This is a genomic window from Streptococcus pluranimalium, from assembly GCF_002953735.1.
GTDB lineage: Bacteria > Bacillota > Bacilli > Lactobacillales > Streptococcaceae > Streptococcus > Streptococcus pluranimalium.
Genome location: NZ_CP025536.1, coordinates 1935024 through 1955496 on the forward strand (window position 1 = coordinate 1935024; position 20473 = coordinate 1955496).

The 20473-nt window shown below is 41.7% G+C and carries 20 protein-coding genes, 1 tRNA gene and 1 other RNA gene; 11 read left to right on the forward strand and 11 right to left on the reverse strand.

What is annotated here, in order from left to right; translation table 11 throughout:
• Positions 1–187: 187 nt before the first annotated feature.
• Positions 188–2410 (reverse strand): RelA/SpoT family protein, encoded by a 2223-nt coding sequence (locus C0J00_RS09765; RefSeq protein ID WP_104968672.1) that lies wholly within the window; start codon positions 2408–2410, stop codon positions 188–190.
• Positions 2411–2653: 243 nt separating this feature from the next.
• Between C0J00_RS09765 and C0J00_RS09770 the strand changes: the two genes are divergently transcribed.
• The 7 genes from C0J00_RS09770 to C0J00_RS09795 all read left to right on the forward strand — a co-directional run bounded on the left by C0J00_RS09770 (position 2654) and on the right by C0J00_RS09795 (position 8659).
• On the forward strand, positions 2654–5116 hold the full coding sequence (locus C0J00_RS09770; RefSeq protein ID WP_104968673.1) for a bifunctional 2',3'-cyclic-nucleotide 2'-phosphodiesterase/3'-nucleotidase: 2463 nt from the start codon (positions 2654–2656) through the stop codon (positions 5114–5116).
• A gap of 126 nt (positions 5117–5242) precedes the next feature.
• A complete protein-coding gene (gene nrdI, locus C0J00_RS09775) occupies positions 5243–5710 on the forward strand; it encodes a class Ib ribonucleoside-diphosphate reductase assembly flavoprotein NrdI (protein ID WP_104968674.1) in 468 nt (155 codons plus the stop codon).
• Positions 5700–6548, forward strand: coding sequence for a hypothetical protein (locus tag C0J00_RS09780; protein ID WP_104968675.1), 849 nt, complete (start codon positions 5700–5702; stop codon positions 6546–6548). Before nrdI ends, C0J00_RS09780 begins: the two co-directional genes overlap by 11 nt.
• Before the next feature lie 24 nt (positions 6549–6572).
• Positions 6573–7610: a M42 family metallopeptidase gene (locus tag C0J00_RS09785; protein WP_104968676.1), complete on the forward strand. Its 1038-nt coding sequence runs from the start codon at positions 6573–6575 to the stop codon at positions 7608–7610.
• A gap of 38 nt (positions 7611–7648) precedes the next feature.
• Complete coding sequence (locus C0J00_RS10595; protein ID WP_233995844.1) at positions 7649–7804, forward strand: hypothetical protein; 156 nt, start codon at positions 7649–7651, stop codon at positions 7802–7804.
• Positions 7805–7813: 9 nt separating this feature from the next.
• The gene (locus C0J00_RS10600) at positions 7814–8152 is read left to right on the forward strand and encodes an STM3941 family protein (protein ID WP_324761716.1); all 339 of its coding nucleotides are present in this window, start codon (positions 7814–7816) and stop codon (positions 8150–8152) included.
• Between the two features lie 6 nt (positions 8153–8158).
• Complete coding sequence (locus C0J00_RS09795; RefSeq protein ID WP_104968677.1) at positions 8159–8659, forward strand: zeta toxin family protein; 501 nt, start codon at positions 8159–8161, stop codon at positions 8657–8659.
• A 19-nt stretch (positions 8660–8678) separates the two neighbouring features.
• Here the strand turns inward: C0J00_RS09795 and C0J00_RS09800 are convergent, their stop codons facing one another.
• The 8 genes from C0J00_RS09800 to C0J00_RS09835 all read right to left on the reverse strand — a co-directional run bounded on the left by C0J00_RS09800 (position 8679) and on the right by C0J00_RS09835 (position 16660).
• Positions 8679–9488 (reverse strand): endonuclease/exonuclease/phosphatase family protein, encoded by an 810-nt coding sequence (locus tag C0J00_RS09800; RefSeq protein WP_104968678.1) that lies wholly within the window; start codon positions 9486–9488, stop codon positions 8679–8681.
• Between the two features lie 228 nt (positions 9489–9716).
• The gene (locus C0J00_RS09805; RefSeq protein WP_104968679.1) at positions 9717–11906 is read right to left on the reverse strand and encodes a PTS transporter subunit IIBC; all 2190 of its coding nucleotides are present in this window, start codon (positions 11904–11906) and stop codon (positions 9717–9719) included.
• Between the two features lie 182 nt (positions 11907–12088).
• Positions 12089–13096 (reverse strand): LacI family DNA-binding transcriptional regulator, encoded by a 1008-nt coding sequence (locus C0J00_RS09810; RefSeq protein ID WP_104968680.1) that lies wholly within the window; start codon positions 13094–13096, stop codon positions 12089–12091.
• A gap of 308 nt (positions 13097–13404) precedes the next feature.
• Entirely contained in the window at positions 13405–14151 is a 747-nt protein-coding gene (locus C0J00_RS09815) for a 16S rRNA (uracil(1498)-N(3))-methyltransferase (RefSeq protein WP_104968681.1), read from the reverse strand.
• Complete coding sequence (gene prmA / locus C0J00_RS09820; protein ID WP_104968682.1) at positions 14152–15099, reverse strand: 50S ribosomal protein L11 methyltransferase; 948 nt, start codon at positions 15097–15099, stop codon at positions 14152–14154.
• Between the two features lie 287 nt (positions 15100–15386).
• Positions 15387–15755 (reverse strand): GNAT family N-acetyltransferase, encoded by a 369-nt coding sequence (locus tag C0J00_RS09825; protein WP_104968683.1) that lies wholly within the window; start codon positions 15753–15755, stop codon positions 15387–15389.
• Complete coding sequence (locus C0J00_RS09830) at positions 15742–16188, reverse strand: NUDIX hydrolase (protein ID WP_104968684.1); 447 nt, start codon at positions 16186–16188, stop codon at positions 15742–15744. The genes C0J00_RS09825 and C0J00_RS09830 overlap by 14 nt, the downstream gene beginning before the upstream one ends.
• A gap of 1 nt (position 16189) precedes the next feature.
• Entirely contained in the window at positions 16190–16660 is a 471-nt protein-coding gene (locus tag C0J00_RS09835; RefSeq protein ID WP_104968685.1) for a DUF3013 family protein, read from the reverse strand.
• Between the two features lie 98 nt (positions 16661–16758).
• On the opposite strand from C0J00_RS09835, the gene C0J00_RS09840 reads away from it, so the two are divergent.
• The 4 genes from C0J00_RS09840 to C0J00_RS09855 all read left to right on the forward strand — a co-directional run bounded on the left by C0J00_RS09840 (position 16759) and on the right by C0J00_RS09855 (position 18868).
• Complete coding sequence (locus C0J00_RS09840; RefSeq protein WP_104968686.1) at positions 16759–17253, forward strand: GNAT family N-acetyltransferase; 495 nt, start codon at positions 16759–16761, stop codon at positions 17251–17253.
• Positions 17246–18514, forward strand: coding sequence for a replication-associated recombination protein A (locus C0J00_RS09845; protein ID WP_104968687.1), 1269 nt, complete (start codon positions 17246–17248; stop codon positions 18512–18514). The genes C0J00_RS09840 and C0J00_RS09845 overlap by 8 nt, the downstream gene beginning before the upstream one ends.
• A gap of 79 nt (positions 18515–18593) precedes the next feature.
• A non-coding RNA gene (gene ssrS, locus C0J00_RS09850) (6S RNA) lies at positions 18594–18789 on the forward strand.
• A 6-nt stretch (positions 18790–18795) separates the two neighbouring features.
• Positions 18796–18868 (forward strand) — tRNA-Lys (locus tag C0J00_RS09855).
• Between the two features lie 75 nt (positions 18869–18943).
• Here C0J00_RS09855 and C0J00_RS09860 read toward each other — a convergent pair.
• The gene (locus tag C0J00_RS09860) at positions 18944–20071 is read right to left on the reverse strand and encodes a site-specific integrase (protein ID WP_104968688.1); all 1128 of its coding nucleotides are present in this window, start codon (positions 20069–20071) and stop codon (positions 18944–18946) included.
• A gap of 67 nt (positions 20072–20138) precedes the next feature.
• Positions 20139–20471 (reverse strand): DUF771 domain-containing protein, encoded by a 333-nt coding sequence (locus C0J00_RS09865; protein ID WP_104968881.1) that lies wholly within the window; start codon positions 20469–20471, stop codon positions 20139–20141.
• Between the last annotated feature and the right edge of the window lie 2 nt (positions 20472–20473).

The following is a 20473-nucleotide window of genomic DNA, read 5'->3' on the forward strand; positions in this document are numbered from 1 at the left end:
AGACAAATACTCTATCCATTCAAAGTCGAAAGCTAAGGCTTTCCCTATCTGCAACCTAAAAGGTGCTATCCCCAGCACCTAGTGAGACTTAAGGATAAATCACATTGAGACGAGACAGGGTGACGAAGGCATAACTGATGTTAGGCAAGGAGCTCTAACAAAGTATCAATTGATTTAGCCTTAAGTCTCAGCCATTGGTACGCTTAACAGAATACACATCCGGAATAATCTTAATCTTATCAACAACCGAAGTCAGTTCTGAAACATTTGGAATACCAAAGGTCACGTGAATATTGGCAAATTTCATATCTCTACTTGGTTGCGCATGGAAAGAAGAAATATTTTTGGTAGCATTGGACACGATTTGAATAACGTCGTTGAGAATCCCTGAGCGATTAAGGCCATAGATATCGATTTCAGCTTGATACTCTTTCCGCGAATTAGCATCATCCCACTCTACCTCAATCAAACGTTGTTCATAGCCCTCTTGACTCTTGATATTATGACAATCTTGACGGTGAATAGCAACTCCACGCCCTTTGGTGATATAGCCTTCAATAGGATCACCTGGAACTGGGCTACAACATTTGGCGATACGCATGAGAAGTCCCGAGGCTCCTTGAATGATAACACCATTTTCATCACTCTTAACCTTCAAGACATCCTTCTTCTCAGCCTTAACCTCTCCACCCTTCATAAGCTCTTCGGCTTCTGCCTTGACTCGAGCACGCTCTTCTTCACGACGCTCTTTTTCAGTCAATTTATTAAAGACACTAACAGGGCTGATATCCCCGAAGCCTACAGCTGCATAAAGAGCTTCTTCACTTTTTACGCTAAGTCTTGGAAGAATTTCCTCAATATGTTTCTTCTCAAGATACTTGTTAGCAACATATCCTTGTTCTTGGAAATAGTCCACCAAGAGCTCACGCCCCTTGTTGACAGACATTTCCTTGTCTTGGTTCTTGAAAAACTGACGGATTTTATTGCGAGCCTTAGTTGTTTTGACCATCTTAATCCAGTCACGACTAGGACCAAAAGAATTACTATTCGTCACGATTTCAACCACATCGCCCGTTTTTAATTTGGCAGTCAGAGGAACCATACGACCATTAACCTTAGCACCCGTAGCTTTTTCACCAACTTGGGTATGGATAGCATAGGCAAAGTCAATCGGTCCTGAATCTTTCGGCAATTCTTGCACAGCACCTGTTGGTGTGAAGACATAAATCCGTTCTGAGAAGATATCTTCCTTAACAGAATCAACAAAGTCAACCGCATCACCATTGGAAGCATCCTGCAATTCAACAAGATCTTTAATCCAGTTCATGCCTAAGGCAGACTCTTTTTGATCAACCTTAGTTGTAATGCCTTTTTTATAAGCCCAGTGAGCCGCCACCCCAAACTCCGCCACTTGGTGCATATCCTTGGTACGAATTTGAATCTCAATTGGTCCCTTAGGCCCATAAACTGTCGTATGAATAGACTGATAGCCATTAGCTTTAGGATTAGCAATGTAATCTTTAAAACGACCAGGCATTGGGCGCCAGAGCTCATGAATATAACCAAGCATAGCATAGACATCGCTCTGAGTTTCCATAACGCAACGAATGGCAATCAAATCATAAATCTGATCAAAGCGTTTCTTCTTGTCACGCATTTTGCGATAGATGGAATAGATATGTTTGGGACGTCCATAGACCTCACCAAAGACCCCCTCTTCTTCTGTTGTTGACTTGATTTTATTCACAATTTCATCCACAAGTTCTTCACGTTCACGACGTTTTTCCTTCATCATGTGGGAAATTTTATAAAATTCAACTTCATTAAGATAGCGAAAAGACAGATCTTCTAGTTCCCATTTGATACGACTAATACCAAGACGGTGGGCTAGAGGGGCATAGATCTCCATAGTCTCTCGAGAGATACGCTCTTGCTTATCCTTACGTAAATGTTTCAAGGTGCGCATGTTATGCAGACGGTCAGCCAGTTTCACCAAAATGACACGAATGTCCTTGGACATAGCCATCAACATCTTACGATGATTCTCCGCTAGCTGCTCAGCATGTGATTTATACTCTACTTTACCAAGTTTAGTCACGCCATCGACAATATTACGAACATCCTTGCCAAATAGCTCTTCAATATCACCCAAGGTAAAGTTGGTGTCCTCAACAACATCATGAAGGAAGCCACAGGCAACAGTCACAGCATCCAAATGCAAGCCAGCTAAGATACCAGCAACTTGGATAGGATGAATAATGTAAGGCTCACCAGACTTGCGGTACTGTTCCTTATGCGCCTTTTCCGCACACTCCAGCCCCTTTTTCACTAATGCGAGATCCTCTTCCATCATGTATTGCGCTGCTAGTGCAACAACTTCCTGACCAGTTAAATCAACTGTTTTTGCCATTCTAACTACCTACCCAATCTTAGACTCTTATCGTGTAACTATTTTAACACGATTTTTTAGAAAAAGGAACGAGAGCTCTCTCTAATCGCTCATTTTGTAAGATTTGACAGAATATTAGATTAAAAACAAATATTAATTCATCCTTTTTGAAATAACGTTCGTTTTATTTGAAAATCTTATTGATGAAAAGGGTTGCTTTTTATATAATGTTAATGCAAGTTATTTTTGAAAAAAGGAGATCCTATGTCAAAGCATTATTGGTCAAAAAGCGCTCTATTATTATCTCTTCTAGCTGCCACAGCAAGTGCGAGCCTTGTGCAAGCAGAAGAAACAAATAGCCCAGCATCATCAGCTGATACCAATGCCGTTAACCAGCCAGCTCCTACTACTGATACAACAGTAGCTGGAAATGATAGTAGCCAACCCCTTGTGCCAGAATCATCCGTTGAAAAAACTCAACCACTTGATGAAACAGAAGGATTAGCTAATGCAACAGCTGCTCAGCCTCTTGTAGATAACACAGCTGATGCCGTCGCTCCTCAAGAAGGACAAGAGGTGGATGTTCGTATATTGTCAACGACTGACTTACATACCAATCTTGTCAACTATGACTACTATCAAGATAAAGCTTCTCAAACTATTGGTTTGGCCAAAACAGCCGTTTTGATTGACCATGCTAAGGCTGAAAATAGTAATGTCATCCTCGTTGACAATGGTGACCTTATCCAAGGAACACCCCTTGGAACTTATAAGGCTTTGGTTGATCGTGTCGAAAAAGGAGAGCAACATCCTATGTACGCTGCTCTCGATGCCTTAGGTTTCGATGCCTCAACACTTGGTAATCATGAATTTAACTACGGTCTTGATTACCTTAAAAATGTGATCTCAACCGCTGGTCTTCCTGTGGTCAATGCTAATGTTATTGATGCTACTAGCAATCAACCGCTCTTTAAACAATACGAAATCATCACTAAAACCTTTAAAGATGCTGGAGGAAAACAGGTTAACCTTAATATTGGTATTACAGGAATCGTACCCCCACAAATCCTCAACTGGGATAAGGCAAACTTAGAAGGCAAAGTGACTGTTCGTGATTCCGTTAAAGCTTTAGAAGAATTGGTCCCTAAAATTCGTCAAGCTGGAGCTGACATCGTCCTTGTCCTATCTCACTCTGGTATCGGTGATGACGAATACCACGAAGGCGAAGAGAATGTCGGTTACCAAATTGCTGGTATCGAAGGGGTTGATGCTGTTGTAACAGGGCACTCACACGCCGAATTCCCATCAGGAGATGACACTGGTTTTTATGAAAAATATCCCAATGTTGACGGCGTTAATGGCACAATCCATGGAACGCCTGTTACTATGGCTGGTAAATATGGCGACCACCTTGGAGTAATTGATCTTGGCTTGACTTATACCAACGGTAAATGGCAAGTGACTAAGAGTCGCGCTGAAATCCGCGAAATTGACAAAAAAAGTGATGTGGCTGATCCAACCGTTATAGCTATCGCTAACGAAGCCCACCAAGGAACGATTGCTTATGTCCGTAACCAAGTTGGAACAACAACTGCACCAATCACTAGTTACTTCGCCTTGGTTAAGGATGATTCTTCTGTCCAAATTGTGAATAATGCGCAAATCTGGTATGCTAAGCAAGAACTAGCTGGGACACCTGAAGCAGAGCTGCCAATTCTTTCAGCTGCTGCACCATTCAAAGCAGGTACTCGTGGTGATGCCACTGCCTATACTGATATCCCTGCGGGGCCAATCGCTATCAAAAATGTCGCAGATCTTTACCTCTACGATAATGTCACAGCTATCTTGAAAGTGACCGGCGCAGATATTAAAGAATGGTTGGAAATGTCAGCCGGGCAGTTCAATCAAATTGATCCAAACAGTACAGACCCCCAAAATTTAATCAATACGTCTTACCGTACCTATAACTTTGATGTGATTGACGGTATCACTTACGAATTTGACATCACTCAACCAAACAAATATGACAAAGATGGTAATCTGGTTAACGCAGATGCCAGTCGCGTGCGTAACCTTATGTACAATGGCCAAGCAATTAACCCTAATCAAGAATTTATCGTTGTCACCAATAACTACCGTGCTAGCGGAAACTTCCCAGGTGTTCGAAACGCCACCACTAACCGTTTGCTAAACTTGGAAAACCGTCAAGCCATCATCAACTACATCTTAGCTGAAAAGACGATCAACCCATCTGCTGATGGCAACTGGCGTTTTGCTAATACCATCAAAGGACTTGACGTTCGCTTCCAAACAGCTGATAGCGCTAAAGTATTGGTTGGTGGCAGTGAAGAACTCGTCTACCTTAATCCTTCTGCTGAGATGGAAGGCTTTGGAGATTATCGTTTTGTCTACACAGAACCAGTCGTGGCAACACCAACTCCAACAGTTGCTACAAATGGTAATCCAGCAGCTACAGTATCAAGCACAAAACTCGACCCGAGAACACAAGCAGCCATCCACAGCTTAGCTGCAAATGCTTATGCCCAAACATTAGCTGCTAAAACTAACCAGAGTTCTCAAGCAAATGTAACGCAAAAAAGATTCTCTCAACAAAACCATAAAAAGACCCTTCCAAACACTGGCGAAACAAGTGGTTTATGGATGACAATCCTAGGATTTGCCAGCCTTGGATTTGTTGCCAAAATCAAAAATCGTAAAGAAAGCTAAGGTTGCTAACTAGAAAATCCACTCAATGAAGTGGATTTTTCGTATGAAATAAGATTTGACTCTAGTTCTCCCTAAGACTATGCTATAATAAACATTGTGAAAACTACATTTTGTTATGGAGGTCTTATGAAATCACTCACCCTTGTCTATGTCAGTCTCAGTGGAAATACGCATAGCTTTGTCACGCGCTTCGCTCGCTTTCTCAAAGAAAAGCACAACATTGACTCTAGATTGATTAACATCAAAGACCTCAAGCATGAAACTTTCCCAGTCAAAGAAGACTTTTTAGCGCTCTTACCAACCTATCTTGAAGGTGGTAACGGACTTGATAACGGCGATACCGAAATTTTGACAACGCCTTTGCGTCAATTTATCGCAGCACATGACAACTACAAAAACTGTTTTGGCATCATTGGGTCTGGCAATCGTAACTTCAATAATCAATATTGCCTCTCAGCTAAGCAGTATGCTGAACAGTTTGGCTTTCCTATGCTAGCTGACTTTGAACTCAGAGGCACCTCAGCTGACATCGAGCGGATTGCGCCAATTGTTCTCAAGGCTTGGGAAGCTTTTGGAGCCGCCGATGAATCCTAACCACAAGCCCTATCAAGTCTATAATCTCAAAGAGAAAAAAGAAAATGGGAATATCCTAACTCAACATGTACCCTTCGGTATCATTGTTCTCATTAATTCAATTTCTACTGTGACAGCTTATTTTGTTCCAATTTTAATGATTAGTCTATTGATACTTCTCATTTATCTGCTGGCTACTGCACCCAAAAGAGCCAGAATAAAGGCTAAACAAACTATCATCCAAGCTTTTAACGAGCAGCTAACAGCAACTTATCAAAAGCTTATTGAAATGGAAGATGACTACCAAAATCAGCGTTTGGTTCAGATGGCAGCTACTGGTCGGCAGGGATTGGAAAATATCAGCTTGATTCGCCATTCCTTACAACTGCAACAAGCAAACCTTTCAGATGACTTCTATGAACATGTGGTCACATCTACCAATGAGTTGGAAAATGATATCAAATCATACTTCCAGCTAACAGGCTTCTCTCCCCAAAAAGTCCTAACAAAGGAAGAAGAACCTATTATCAACTTTGCCCCTGAAATTATTAACACTTATCGACAAATCATCAGTGACCATCAGCATTATGTCGCAAAGTTAACGGATTCTGAATTGCCTAATAAATCAGAACTCCTAGCCCTTCATGATACTGAAATGAAGAGGTTTGAGGATATTCTTAAAGGCTATATTGCCATGAAGCAATCTCCCAAAGATTTTTATGACGTTGATAGCCGCCTCCTTAAAGCTAAAAAATCCTTGAAAGAATTTGACTTAAAACTTGATAACGATCTTCGTCACATCAATGAAGAGCTGTTACACGACTTTGATATTAGTTTGCACTTACAAGACAATAAGTAACCCTACTCTCAGAAAGGAACTCACATGAAAACAACTGTTGATTACATCACTACCCTAACCAATATCCCATCACCAACTGGTTTCACCAAAACGATTATGAATTATATCGTGTCAGAATTGCAAAGCTTTGGTTATGAGCCTGTTCGCACACATAAAGGCGGTGTTATGGTTTCTGTGACCGGAAAAGACGACGATAAACACCGTATTGTAACAGCCCATTTAGACACTCTCGGTGCCATGGTTCGTGCTATTAAACCAGACGGTCGTCTCAAAATGGACTTGGTTGGCGGCTTTGTTTACAATGCCATCGAAGGTGAAAACTGTACGGTTCATGTTGCTAAAAATGGTAAGGAAATCTCTGGTACTATCCTCATGCACCAAACTTCTATCCATGTCTATAAAGACGCTGGTACAGCTGAACGTAACCAGGCTAATATGGAAGTTCGTTTGGATGAAAAAGTAACCACTGCCGAGGAAACACGTGCTTTAGGGATTGAAGTTGGCGATTTCATTTCCTTTGATCCTCGTGTTGTCGTGACACCAAACGGTTTCATCAAATCTCGTCACTTAGATGACAAGGTCAGCGCAGCCATTCTCCTAGAGCTCTTAAAAACCTACAAGGATGAAGGAATCGAACTCCCATATACAACCCACTTCTACTTCTCAGCATTCGAAGAAGTCGGACACGGTGCCAACTCAAGTCTCCCAAGCCAAACGGTGGAATACCTAGCAGTTGATATGGGAGCTATGGGAGATGATCAAGCAACAGACGAATACACGGTGTCTATCTGTGTCAAAGACGCTTCAGGTCCTTACCACTATGAACTCCGACAACATATGGTAGCTCTTTGTGAGACGCAAAATATCCCTTACAAACTAGATATTTACCCTTACTACGGTAGTGATGCTTCAGCTGCTGTCCGTGCCGGAGCAGAAGTCAAACACGCCCTTCTAGGTGCCGGTATCGAATCCAGCCACTCTTATGAACGCACTCATACTGATTCGGTAGAGGCAACTGAACGCTTGGTTGACGCTTACCTAAAGAGTGAAATGATTGACTAATTGTCTTAACTATTCAGATTCCAAAGATGGAGAAAGCTATGATTGAACCAATTGTCATCCCAAGTAAAAAACTCGGAAATATGGTCTATGCTCTTGGAGCACTTATATTTGTCATCTTCGGACTTCTCTTTTTATTCTCATCCGATATTGTTGCCATCTTAATAGGACTCTTTTCGATTATCTTCTTTGGATAGGGCTTTATCATTCTTTTCAAGAGAATTTTCACCAGCCATTCCCTCCTAATTGTTGATGAGCAAGGAATGACAGATCATTCTTCCGCTCTGGCTCTTGGTTTTGTTCCCTGGGAAGATATTGAAAATGTCCAACTTCGCCATATGCTCAATCAGACTTTCATTAGCGTCAGTGTTAAAGATCAAGAAGCTTACCTTGCTAAAATGAGCACCTTACAACGTAATGCTACCAAAGCGAACCTCAAAATGGGTTATCCACTGATAAACATCACTCTTAATACATCAGGAAAAAATCCGAGAACTGTCTATCAAGAAATCGAAGATCAGTTTGGTCATTTTTACAGAAAGTAAGCTACTATGCCCGCAATAATCATTATCCGAGGCAATGCGGCGTCAGGAAAAACCAGTCTAGCCTACGCTCTTCAAGAAGAAATGGGTGAAAATACCCTGTTGCTATCGCAGGATTTGTTACGACGAACCATGCTACATGCTCATGATGGCTTTGACACACCAACTATCCCAATTCTGTTAAATCTCCTTGAATATGGCTATGACAACTGTCAAACAGTGATTTTAGAAGGTATCTTGCGATCCGATTGGTACCAACCTGTCTGGCAAAAAATATTAGAACTCTATAGCATAGAACATATCTATGCCTACTACTACGATCTCCCCTTTGATGAAACCATCAAACGACATTCTGGTCGTGAGAAAGCTAAGGAATTTGGCCAAGATGCTCTTAAAAGATGGTGGGTTGACAAAGACTACCTGACAGAAATCCCTGAGACAAGGCTAACAAAAGACCTATCACTTGAAGATGCAAAAACACTCATTCTTACAGACCTCAAAAAGTCCTGATTTCCTGTCAGGACTTTTCTTATACTATCTCAATTTCCAATCCAAAATGATCGCTAACTACCGGGCTATGATCACCGTCAAAAACAATTTTTGATGAGTTGACCTTAAATGATTTATCCACAAAGGCATGGTCAACTTTGAGTGCCAAATCATTGCCTTCCCAGCCATCAATATCTGCAAGAATGGTGTGATTTCCTGAAATCTCATCAGCGATTGCATGGCTATCCACCAAATTTAAACGACTGTTGATAACTTCTTGATAACCTTGATTTCCCGTAGGATTATTAAAGTCGCCCAGCAAAACCAAAGGATTGTCCTCCGACTCCAGAGCTTGCGCCAAGCGTGGCCACTCAATTTCAAAACCTTTTTCCCACCATGACAAATGCAAACTAACCAGTGATAGAGCTTGCCCCTCCACACTTGTACGGGCTAAAAGTGCACGGCGAGTGTGGTGATCTCCTGGATCCACAGCTTGAGATGCCAAGATATCCACAACCTCAATCGGTGTTTTAGATAAGATTGCCACTCCCTCATGGAAGCGCTCATAGCCAATATGATTATATGCCCAGGCCCAGTAGTAAGTTTTCCCCTTTTCCTGCAAGGCTTCTACCAGTCTAAGCGCATAGTTGTCCTCATGAATAGGCGGATTCACCGACAAAGGCACATGATTGAACACTTGATCAGCTTCCTCACTCGTCATCAACTGATTGATTTCCTGAAGAGCAATCACATCATAATCTTCCTCTAAAACCCTTGCCACCAAATCCTCACACTTGGTCGCCATCTCCTCTTCCATCCATGAGTGCGTGTTTAGCGTTAGTAATTTCATTGAACAATCCTTTCTACCACATCTTGACTAATACACAAGTTATCCACAAAAAGTCAGTTACTACTCATAGAAAATCAAAACCTGATGAATGACTTTTCTTGCTTAAGGTCACTTATGCCTTGGTCAACCTGCTTCACCTGCTGTTGATTTTCAGTGGGTCATTAGTCGATAAACGAAAGAATCCGAGTCCTAAACTCAGATTCTCTTCTAATGACAGTATTGTAACACTTATAGTTTAACGTGTGCAACCACTTCTTTAGCAGATTGTTGCCCTGTTTTATCTAAGTGAACAGATTCAATTTCAGCAGTATTGGTAAAGACAACAACTGTCGTTACTTCGCGACCAGCTGAACGAATGGCTTCTAAATCAGCAACCAGCAAGAGGTCTCCTGTAGTCACGCATTGACCATCTGTCACCTTGGCTGAGAATGGCGCACCATTGAGCGCTACCGTGTCAAGACCAACGTGTACCAAAACTTCTAGACCATTATCTGTAAGAAGTCCAACAGCGTGTTTGGTTGGAAAGACACTCGTAACGATACCTGAAACTGGTGAATAGATATTACCATTTACAGGTTCAACAGCGAAGCCATCACCCATCATTTTCTCTGCAAAAACAGGATCTGCAACTTTTGAAATGTCTAAAACTTGACCATCAGCCACGCTAACGATAACTTCCTCAATACCTTTAAAATTGCTATGACTAGCAGCTGTAGCATCAGCTTCTTTGACAGCAACCGTTGGAATTTCGGCACCTGAATCGAGTAAGTCTTGAATGTCAGACTTCAAGATATCCGCTTTTGGTCCATAAACCGCTTGAACACCATTACCTTTAACAATCAAGCCCATAGCACCAGCTTGCTTCCAAGCATTTTCAGAACCAACTTTTTCGGTATTATTGACACTGACACGAAGACGGGTCATGCAAGCATCCACATCTGCGATATTAGCTTTACCGCCAAGAAGGTTAATGATTTGAACAATTTGTGAATTCGCATCAGCAACTGCACCATTGTCTGTAGCTTCTGGAGAGTCGTTGAGCATATCAGCATCATAGTTACCATTGCGACCAGCAGTTGCCAAATTCATTTTCTTAATCATGACATCTGCTACAAAATACATGATAACTGCAAAGAGCAGCGATACCCAAACAAAGTTGATCAGGTCCATTCCCAAACCAGCTTTAATCGCCATTGGTGTACGAGTCAAGAGCTCAATATTACCAAATGAGTGAACACGAAGGTTGACAATATCTGCCATAGCAAAGGCTGCCCCTTGAAGGAGAGCGTAAACCACGTAAAGTGGCATTGCAGCAAACATAAACATGTACTCAAGAGGTTCTGTAACACCTGTTAGGAAAACAGCTGCTGCTGCAGAGATAAACATGGCTTTGTATTTTGATTTTTTATCAGGGTCAACATTGCGATACATAGCAAGTGTCAATCCCATCAAGATACCTGTTGCCCCAATCATTTGCCCAACTTTGAAGCGGGCAGGTGTCACGGCGTTAAACAAATCATTGTAAGCAGCTGTATCACCAGCACCTTTAAGGTTTACCAAGTCAGTTACCCATGCCAACCAGAGCGGGTCTTGACCAAACACTTGACTGCCAGCGCTTGAGCCTGTCAAGATATCATAAGTACCCCCGAGTGAGGTGTAGTTCATAGGGATGGTCAACATGTGGTGAAGACCGAACGGCAAGAGTAAGCGTTCCAAAGTACCATATAAGAATGGTGCTAGGACTGGAGCTGTGTCTTGTGATGAAGCAATCCATTTACCGAATCCATTGATTCCTGATTGGATCACTGGCCAGAAGAGCGCCAAGATGATTGCTACAACAGCAGAGCGCAGGATAACCACGAAAGGCACGAAGCGTTTCCCGTTAAAGAAAGTCAAAGCATCTGGCAGTTTGCGGTAGTTATAGTACTTGTTGAAAGCTGTCGCACCAACAAAACCAGCAATAATACCAACGAATACCCCCATATTAAGAGCGGGATATTCCAAAACACTGGTAAAGTAGTCAGCAACCACCATCTTAGTGCCTAAGAAACTGGTCAACGTTGCCTTAGAATCTGCCAGCATATCGCTTGAAACACCATAAATACCACCAGTGATGCGGTTAATCAAGATGAATGATAAACCAGCCGCAAAAGCACCGCCCGCACGTTCCTTAGCCCAGCTACCACCGATAGCCAAGGCAAAGAGCAAATGAAGGTTTCCAATAACTGCCCAACCAATTTGAGCAACAACATTCCCAACGTTAGCCAACAAAGGGGAATCAGGGTTTATCAAAGGAATCGAATTCCCGATACTAACCATCAGTCCTGCAGCTGGCATAACGGCAATAACCACCATTAAACATTTTCCGAATTTTTGCCAAAACTCGAAACTAAAAAACTGTTGTAGTTTTTCTTTCATGTGACGTCTCCTCACGATTTCCAGACAAAATGTCTTTTAGTTGTTTTACGCAAACGTTTGCGCTACTTGTAAACTTATTATAACACCTTTTTAAAAATTGTAAAGCGGTTTCACAAAATTTTTAAGAAAATCTAAAATCTTTAACCCAGACAATCAAAAAAGCCAGGAATGCCGCCTGACTTCTAGTTTTTTTCCGTTGATAAGCGTTCAATGATGCGATGAGGAATGATAATGTGGCGATCAGATTCAGACAAGTTAGAGTCGACAAAGAGCAAATTAGCAGCAGCTTCTCCCAAGTCATAGGGAAAAATATCTACAGAAGTCAAAGCTGGGGACTCTAATTCTGCTAGAAGAGAATTATTAAAGCTGATAAAACCAAATGACGACGCTCGTTCCAGCTCCTTCAAAAGACGAATGAGGTAGATAGCTGTCATATCATCACAACAAACAAAAGCATCTGTATCAGCCGAATCTTCTAAAAAAGCTTCAAGCCGCCCACCATCACCATCGTCCCCTCTTAAGTTAACTTCAAATCCCGGCAAGTCCTGCTTTGCCATCACCCTTTGATAGCCTGTAAACCGGGACTCCTGAACCGTCTCACTCAAATTCGTAGAAATAAAAACTGGTTTTTGATATCCCCTTTGGAAAAGGAATTCCGTCGCATCATAGCCAGCCTTGACATTATCTGTATCAACGAAGTAAGTCTTATCGTGAGACTTCGCTTCATCATGCCCAACTATAATGCATGATGTGCCATCATTTTCCCTAACTGCTTGATAGACAGGATCAGCCTTTTTGGCATAGAGAAAAATGAACTTATCCACTCGCCCACTCTGCATTAAAACCTGAACACTAGACAGTAAGTCAGCTTCTGTTTTTCCGGTTGCTAAACTAACCATAAACCCTTTTTGACTACAAACGCCTGTAATCCCTTGAATAATCTGCATAAAGAAAGGATTGTTTCCAAGTATCTGTGGACTTTCTCTAACTGGTAAAACAATGGCAACTGTATTAGAGCGTTGCTTAACCAGATTCTGTGCTGAAAAATTTGGCGAATAGTTTAACTCAGTCATTGCCTGACGAACACGTTCTCTAGTGGCTGGGCTAATCATAGGATTATCATGAAGCGCTCTCGAGGCTGTAGAAGGCGAGACACCTGCAAGTTTGGCAACATCTTTTATGGTAACCATCAAAACCTCCTTCTTTTGAAACTCTCTGTTTTCTGAAAATCGTATTGATTTTAGGATAGCGTTTTCAAATATTCTTGTCAACCTTTGGAAATAAAAATTGCATATATTTTAAGATTTTCAACAGATGCTAAAAAATCTAAGGAGTCAAAAAATTGGCTTTGAAATGCCCTCTAAACCTAGGTTTAAAAAGTATCTGTCCTGTCTGTCAGCCGAGATATAAAGGTTTTAACACCTAGCATTATCGGGTCAAGTCATTCTGTCATAAAGCATAATAAAAGAGAGGGAGCTTCTGTTCTCCCTCTCCTATCCTATGATTGCCACAACTCTGTCGCAAAACTGACTGCTGACAGGGCATACAGCGGTGCCGTCTCAGTCCGCATGATTCGGGGACCAAGGCCACATTTAAGAGCACCTGCAGCCTCCAAAGCCTCAACTTCTTTGGGGGAGATACCACCTTCAGGGCCAAAGACAAAGAGAATCTTAGCTCCCTTTTGGATATCCTTTAACTCACGCGCCAAGACAGCCATTTCGCCTTCTTTAGCAGATTCTTCATAGGCGATGAAAATCTTATCAAAGTCAACTAAATGCTCTAGAAAGTCAGCTTTTTTCTCAAAAAGCTTAACTTCTGGCACACGATTGCGTTTGGATTGCTCGGCAGCACCCAAGGCGATTTTAGCTAACTTTTCTTCTTTTTTAGCTAATTTTTTGCCGTCCCATTTGACCACGGACCAGTCAGCTGGAAATGCCCAGATGTCACTTGCTCCCAGTTCCGTCGCTTTTTGGGTAACCAAATCAAGCTTATCTCCCTTGGGAAAACCGGAAGCTATGGTGACATGGACTGGTAATTCCACATCATCAAGCCATTCCTCGACCAGCTCAAACGAATGTTCCGAAGCATCCAAAACCTTGGCCAAACGCTTGATACCGTCATCAAAGACCAAAACAACCTCGTCATCCTCTGTCAAGCGCATGACGTTAAACATGTGCTTGATGGTATCTTTGTCAGTGATGGTAACAGGATTTTCAGGCGCTCCTTTTATAAAATACTGCTGCATTTAGCCTCCAATCACACCGGAAATATCATCGGTTTTCTTGAAAATACAAGCATTCCACTCACCTTGAATCATATGAGTCTCAAGGAAGAAGCCAGCTTCCTCAGCACTTTCGCGAACCATATCCCACTTGTCAGCGATAATACCAGACATGATGAGATAGCCCTCATCCTTAACCAATCGATAGGCATCATCCGTCAAGTGAATGAGAATATCCGCTAAGATGTTGGCAACAATGACATCTGCCTCGATGGCCACGCCCTTCAAAAGGTCTCCCGCTGCCACATGAATGTTTTCCATATTCGGGTTCATGTCGATATTTTCCTGAGCCACACGCACCGCCACATCATCCAAATCGTAGGCGAAAATCTCCTTAGCGCCAAGAAGGGAGCTCGCGATAGAGAGCACACCAGAACCTGTCCCAACGTCCAGCACCGTCTCGCCGCCACGAAGCACTTGCTCCAAGGCAAAGAGACTCATTTTAGTTGTTGGGTGCGTTCCCGTCCCAAAAGCCATACCCGGATCCAGCTTAATGACCTTCTCACCAGAGCTAGCTTCATAGTCCGTCCATGACGGCACAATGGTCAAATCATGGGTGATACGAGCAGGCTCGTAGTATTTTTTCCAGTTGTCAGCCCAGTTTTCTTCGGCTAATTCTTTTGAATCCAGCGAGTAATCGCCAAGTGTCACACCAGATTCAGCTAGTCTATCAAGACCAGCTTGAAGGTCTTTGGTCACCTCAGCCATATCCATGGTGTCAGGATAATAAGCCGTAATCGCAATCATATCCGACTGCTCCACCTCAGGATAAAGCTCGCCGAAGCGGTCCTCCTGACCAATATAGTCAGCCGAATCGCTAATCGCAACCCCCTGACTCCCCGTTTCAATAAGGAGGTTAGACACCGCCTCCTCAGCTTCACGGTGAATAGTAATCGTTAATTCATTCCACATATAAGATACCAAGCCCGTAAAACACAAAGTCAAAATAGGAAAGACTCCGACGATACTTGTATCTAGGAGAACTTTATCTTTTTGACACAGTGTTTCGGGCGGGTTCAGTTAGACACGCTAACTGAAGTTTCCTTTCATTCAATTTAGTTAAAGAAAGTTCCGAGGATTTAACCCGTGTTCAGTTTAACTATTAAACCAAACATTCCTTTATATTTCATTTGTTTAAGGCAGGGTCAGTTAGACAGACTAACTGAAATTTCCATGCTTTTTAGTGTCCCTATCTTCGTTTAAGGAAATCTATAACCTTTTCCTACATTTCGAAATCCAAGATGGTCATAAAAATCATCTGCTTCAGAAATGAGTTCTAACCTAGTTTTAGGATGTAAATTCATAATCTCCTCAACTAATAACCGACCTAAACCTTGACTACGAAACGCTTTGTCCACTAAAATTTCAGCAATAAAAGTAGTTAGAACATCATCTGTCAGATAACGTAAAAATGCTATAATCACTCCGTTTTCTTCTATCAGTATATAATGGGAAGATTCTAGTAAATGGACAATCCTTTCCTCTGTAAAACTTTCCCAACCTTGGCTTTGGTAAAGTTTAGCAAGAGATACCATATCTTCACTGTCAGCAAATCTAACCTTTCTCATCAGTTAGCTCCATCCAATCCCTCAACCGTTCTTTCAAACTCCCATAAACTTGGTCGTCATCAAGGAAATCGGTAATCGGCATCATCTTCCAGCCTTGTCCTTCGTCACCAAAGACAATCTGGTCAATCTGGTCTTGAGAAATCTCTCCTACCATAAAGACAGAATCTTTACTTGGGTCAACCATGCCTGGATAGACCTTTGCCCAACTAATACTGTCCTTGGAAATGGTAATGCCTAATTCTTCAAATACTTCCCGTTGCACACAGTCAAAAGGTGTTTCTTCACCCTCACGACCGCCACCTGGTAAATCCCAAGTATTTGGAAAAGGGATAGTCGGAATATCATCACGCAAAATAGACAAAATCTGGTCGTCTTTTAACAAAGCAATCTTTGCCCCAGAAAAATCAAATGATTGATGTAAAATCGTATCCATCCTAATACCTCGGATATCCATGCCATTCTTTTTCTTCCAAGTCTGCTCTGCCTTTTTCAAAGGCTTCTTGATCCCATTCGAGGGCGAATTCTGGGATGGTATCGTCTTGGAGGAAGTCCATGAGGTCACTGAGGCCTTCTGTTGTCACCTCATTCAAGGCTTTAGCAAAATAGGCTAGAAATTCACGCGACAGACCTTTTTTAGGCTCATAAGGAATGGCTACCAGATAGTCTTCTGGATCAAACTTGCTTTTGGCTGGATTGTAAAAGAGGACAAAGTCTTCAAAAACGATGTCTTCTTTGGACACTTCTGCCGCATCATCAATGACTTCAACCTCTGATTGGTTTTGCGCTTCTAAAACCACCACCACCTCAACAGCGTGATTTTTTTTGTCCCAGTCAATGGCAAAATCCACGTCCAAATGCTTTTCCAATTCTTCCTCTAAAACCGATAAAAATCCAAACTTAGCCATGTCTTTCCTCACTCAAGAAGGATATTAAAATCACTTCTCGTCTCATTATTTATAGTATAATAATTCTAACATAATTTAACCGAAGGAAAGGACAAAAAATGAAGATTCGCTACATGACACTGGATGATGTTGAGGATATCGTGTCTATTGAAAATAAAGTCTGGACTGCTGAAACAACCCCTGCACCTCTACCGATTTCAGATGCTAATAAAGTCATCGAAAAGTATGAGCAAAACACCAAATACTTAATCGCCGAAGACGATGATGGTCTTGTTCTAGGTGTTCTGGACTTCCATGATTTTTATCCTTTCGACTCTGGTAAACACATCGTTACCTTTGGCATCGCTGTTGACCCTGATGAACGTCGCGAAGGCGTGGGGAAGGCTTTGATTGACTACTTCTTCAAAGAAGCGCTAGCCGACAACTATCGTAGGGTCATCATCCATGTCCTCAGCACTAATCATCAAGCCGTGCAATTCTATGAGGAACTAGGATTTACCCAAGAAGCCCGCCTCAAAGAAACTTTTCTCATCAATGGTGACTATGTGGATGACTTGATGTTTACCTATGATTTGGAGGAGTTTGATGCCTGATAATTTAGCCCTACGCATGCGGCCGCGCAATATTTCAGAAGTGATTGGACAAGAGCATTTAGTTGGTGAGGGAAAAATCATCCGTCGTATGGTGGAGGCTAACATGCTGTCTTCCATGATTCTCTACGGACCTCCAGGAATCGGAAAAACCTCTATTGCGAGTGCTATCGCTGGTACAACTCAGTATGCTTTTCGGACTTTTAATGCCACGGTCGATACTAAAAAACGCCTGCAAGAAATCGCCGAGGAAGCCAAGTTTTCTGGTGGTCTCGTCCTACTTCTGGATGAGATTCATCGCCTTGATAAAACCAAGCAAGATTTCCTCCTGCCCCTTTTGGAAAATGGCAACATCATCATGATTGGTGCCACAACGGAGAACCCTTTCTTCTCAGTTACACCCGCCATTCGCTCCCGTGTTCAGATTTTTGAGCTGGAACCCTTGGACAATGATGACATCAAGTCAGCCATCCAAACAGCTATCTCTGACAAGGAGCGAGGTTTCGCTTTCGACGTGCATTTGGATAGCGCAGCCTTGGACTTTATCGCTACAGCTACTAACGGAGATCTACGCTCTGCCTACAATTCCCTAGACCTGGCTGTCATGTCGACACAGGAAGAAGCTGACGGGAGTCGTCACATCACCCTAGATACGGTTGAAAATAGTTTGCAGCGCAGCTATATTACCATGGATAAGGACGGGGATGGCCACTATGACGTGCTGTCTGCCCTGCAAAAGTCTATCCGTGGCTCCGATGTCAACGCCAGTCTCCATTATGCGGCTCGTCTGGTTGAAGCGGGGGATTTGCCGAGTTTGGCGCGCCGTTTGACGGTGATTGCTTATGAAGATATTGGTTTGGCTAATCCTGAAGCTCAAATCCACACCGTGACAGCTTTAGAAGCTGCACAGCGGATTGGTTTCCCCGAAGCGAGAATCTTGATTGCTAACGTGGTTGTTGACTTAGCTCTTTCACCCAAGTCTAATTCGGCTTATATGGCTATGGATGCTGCCCTAGCTGACCTTCGCACATCTGGGAATTTACCTATCCCAAGACATCTTCGAGACGGCCACTACGCTGGTAGTAAAGAACTGGGAAATGCCCAAGATTATAAGTATCCTCATGCCTACCCAGAGAAATGGGTTAAGCAACAATACCTACCAGACAAGCTCAAAAATGCCAATTATTTTGATGCCAACGAAACTGGAAAATACGAACGTGCCCTAGGAGCTAACAAAGAGCGTATTGACAAGCTATCTAAATAACAATAGAAAACGATTTCAAAAAAATGATGATTTTCCCTTGAAATTTAAAAATAAAGTGGTATCATAAAAGCATAGAAAAACATTGCTGTGGTATACGAATTCACATCTAAGTGTTGACCGACTAATTCTTTGTATTTTCGGGAGACGAAAGATTCTTGACAGCATGCAGGCCGTTTACACGCGGAAGCAGCTAAAGTCAAGAACGAGTCACCCACCTGCTTTATTGCGCGGGTTCAATACAAGCCGTGGATCACCGGTACCAATACAGCTTTTTCTTTTATGCCTCCTTAGCTCAGTTGGTAGAGCAGTGGACTCTTAATCCATGGGTCACAGGTTCGAGCCCTGTAGGGGGCATCTTTTATGCCCGAAAAGCCTTGTTTTATAAGGCTTTTTTTGTTTTTGTTCAAAATTTGTTCAAAGAATAGTAACTTATTTTAACAAGTCCCTGATGAGTTCGTGTCCTTTATCTTTCTTTTCTTTCAAAAGATGCCCATACGTCTCAGTTACTTGTTTTATATCTTTATGTCCCATAACATTAGCGACAACCCAAATATCTACATTATGAGCTAATAAGAAGCTGGCATAAGTATGTCGAATACCTGTAACTGATAAATTTGTTGGCTGAATGTTATTTTTTACTAAACTGTTCCTTAGATATTTGTTGACCGCATTATTGGTTGGGACACCATAGAGCTTATCATAAAAAACAAAATCATCTGATTTCTTAATGTGATATTTTTCATCTACAAGTTTTTGCTCTTGCTTGATTCTCTTCAGTACTTGCATTACTTTGTCATTAACTGGAACAGCTCGTACTGATGTTGCTGTCTTTGGTGGTCTCCACTGATAACTTGTAGAATCATAGCGCCTATAGGTATGAATAACACTGTTTTTCCAGTCGATACAGTCCCACGTTATACCAAGTAGTTCACCAAAACGCATACCTGTTTGAAATGACAAATATAAATAGTAAGGAATAACGGACTTTCGATAATCAAATTCAGATTCAAAATAAGCTAATATTTTTTTGACATCTGCAATATTATCGATGTGCTTTTCAAAGTCTGCTTTTTCTTTCTTTTTTCCTGAAATAATAGCGCCTTCGGTAAAGTCGGTTATTTCAATTTTATCACGTTGAGCAAATTGAATAACTTTTCTGACTTCTGCATTGAAACGACGTACTGTGTCTTTTGTGACCTTTTCAGCATATTCATTTAACACTCTTTGGTACTGACTAAATTTAATTTGTGTAGCTGGAGTATCACCAAAAAATTGATAAATGTAGTCACCGCGTTTTTTATGTTTATATAAGGTTGCGTCACTTTTAGCAAGCGGTTTGACATTTAATTCAAACCAATCTTCCCAAAGCGAAAACAAACTTGAATAGGAATTCATCTTCGCTCCAGATAGGGACTTTAATTCGATTCCAAGAGCTTCTAATTCCGCCTCTTTCTTGGTTCTAAAACCACTAGCAGTAGCAATTAATTTCCCTTTTTTATCAAATACCCTATAACTCCACTCTTTTTTCTTACCTCTTTGATTTAATGATATTGACATGATTACCTCTTTCTAAAAGCGATAATCAAGGTTCTTCCAAGATTATCATATCACATTTATTCAGATTTTAACTAAGAATATCCTTGAAATGTTTTTCAAAATAATCTTTAGTTTTACTAGCCAAGAAAAAGTATCGTCCCCCTTGATTGTGTGGGTATTTGACAAACCCTTCTGGGTTTTGATCAATATCAATTTCTTTGCGAATAGCTGGCTTATAGAGCACGTTTTCGAGGAGCCAAGGACGAGAAACTGATAACATTTCTAGAACGTCTGTGAGACTTAAATATCTGCCAATACTACATTGGTTGACAAGTTCATCATATTCAGATTGGTGTACAATACAACAGTCCTCTGGTAGGGTAACGGTAATATTTTTTAAATCAATTTTTATCTCTCTCATCA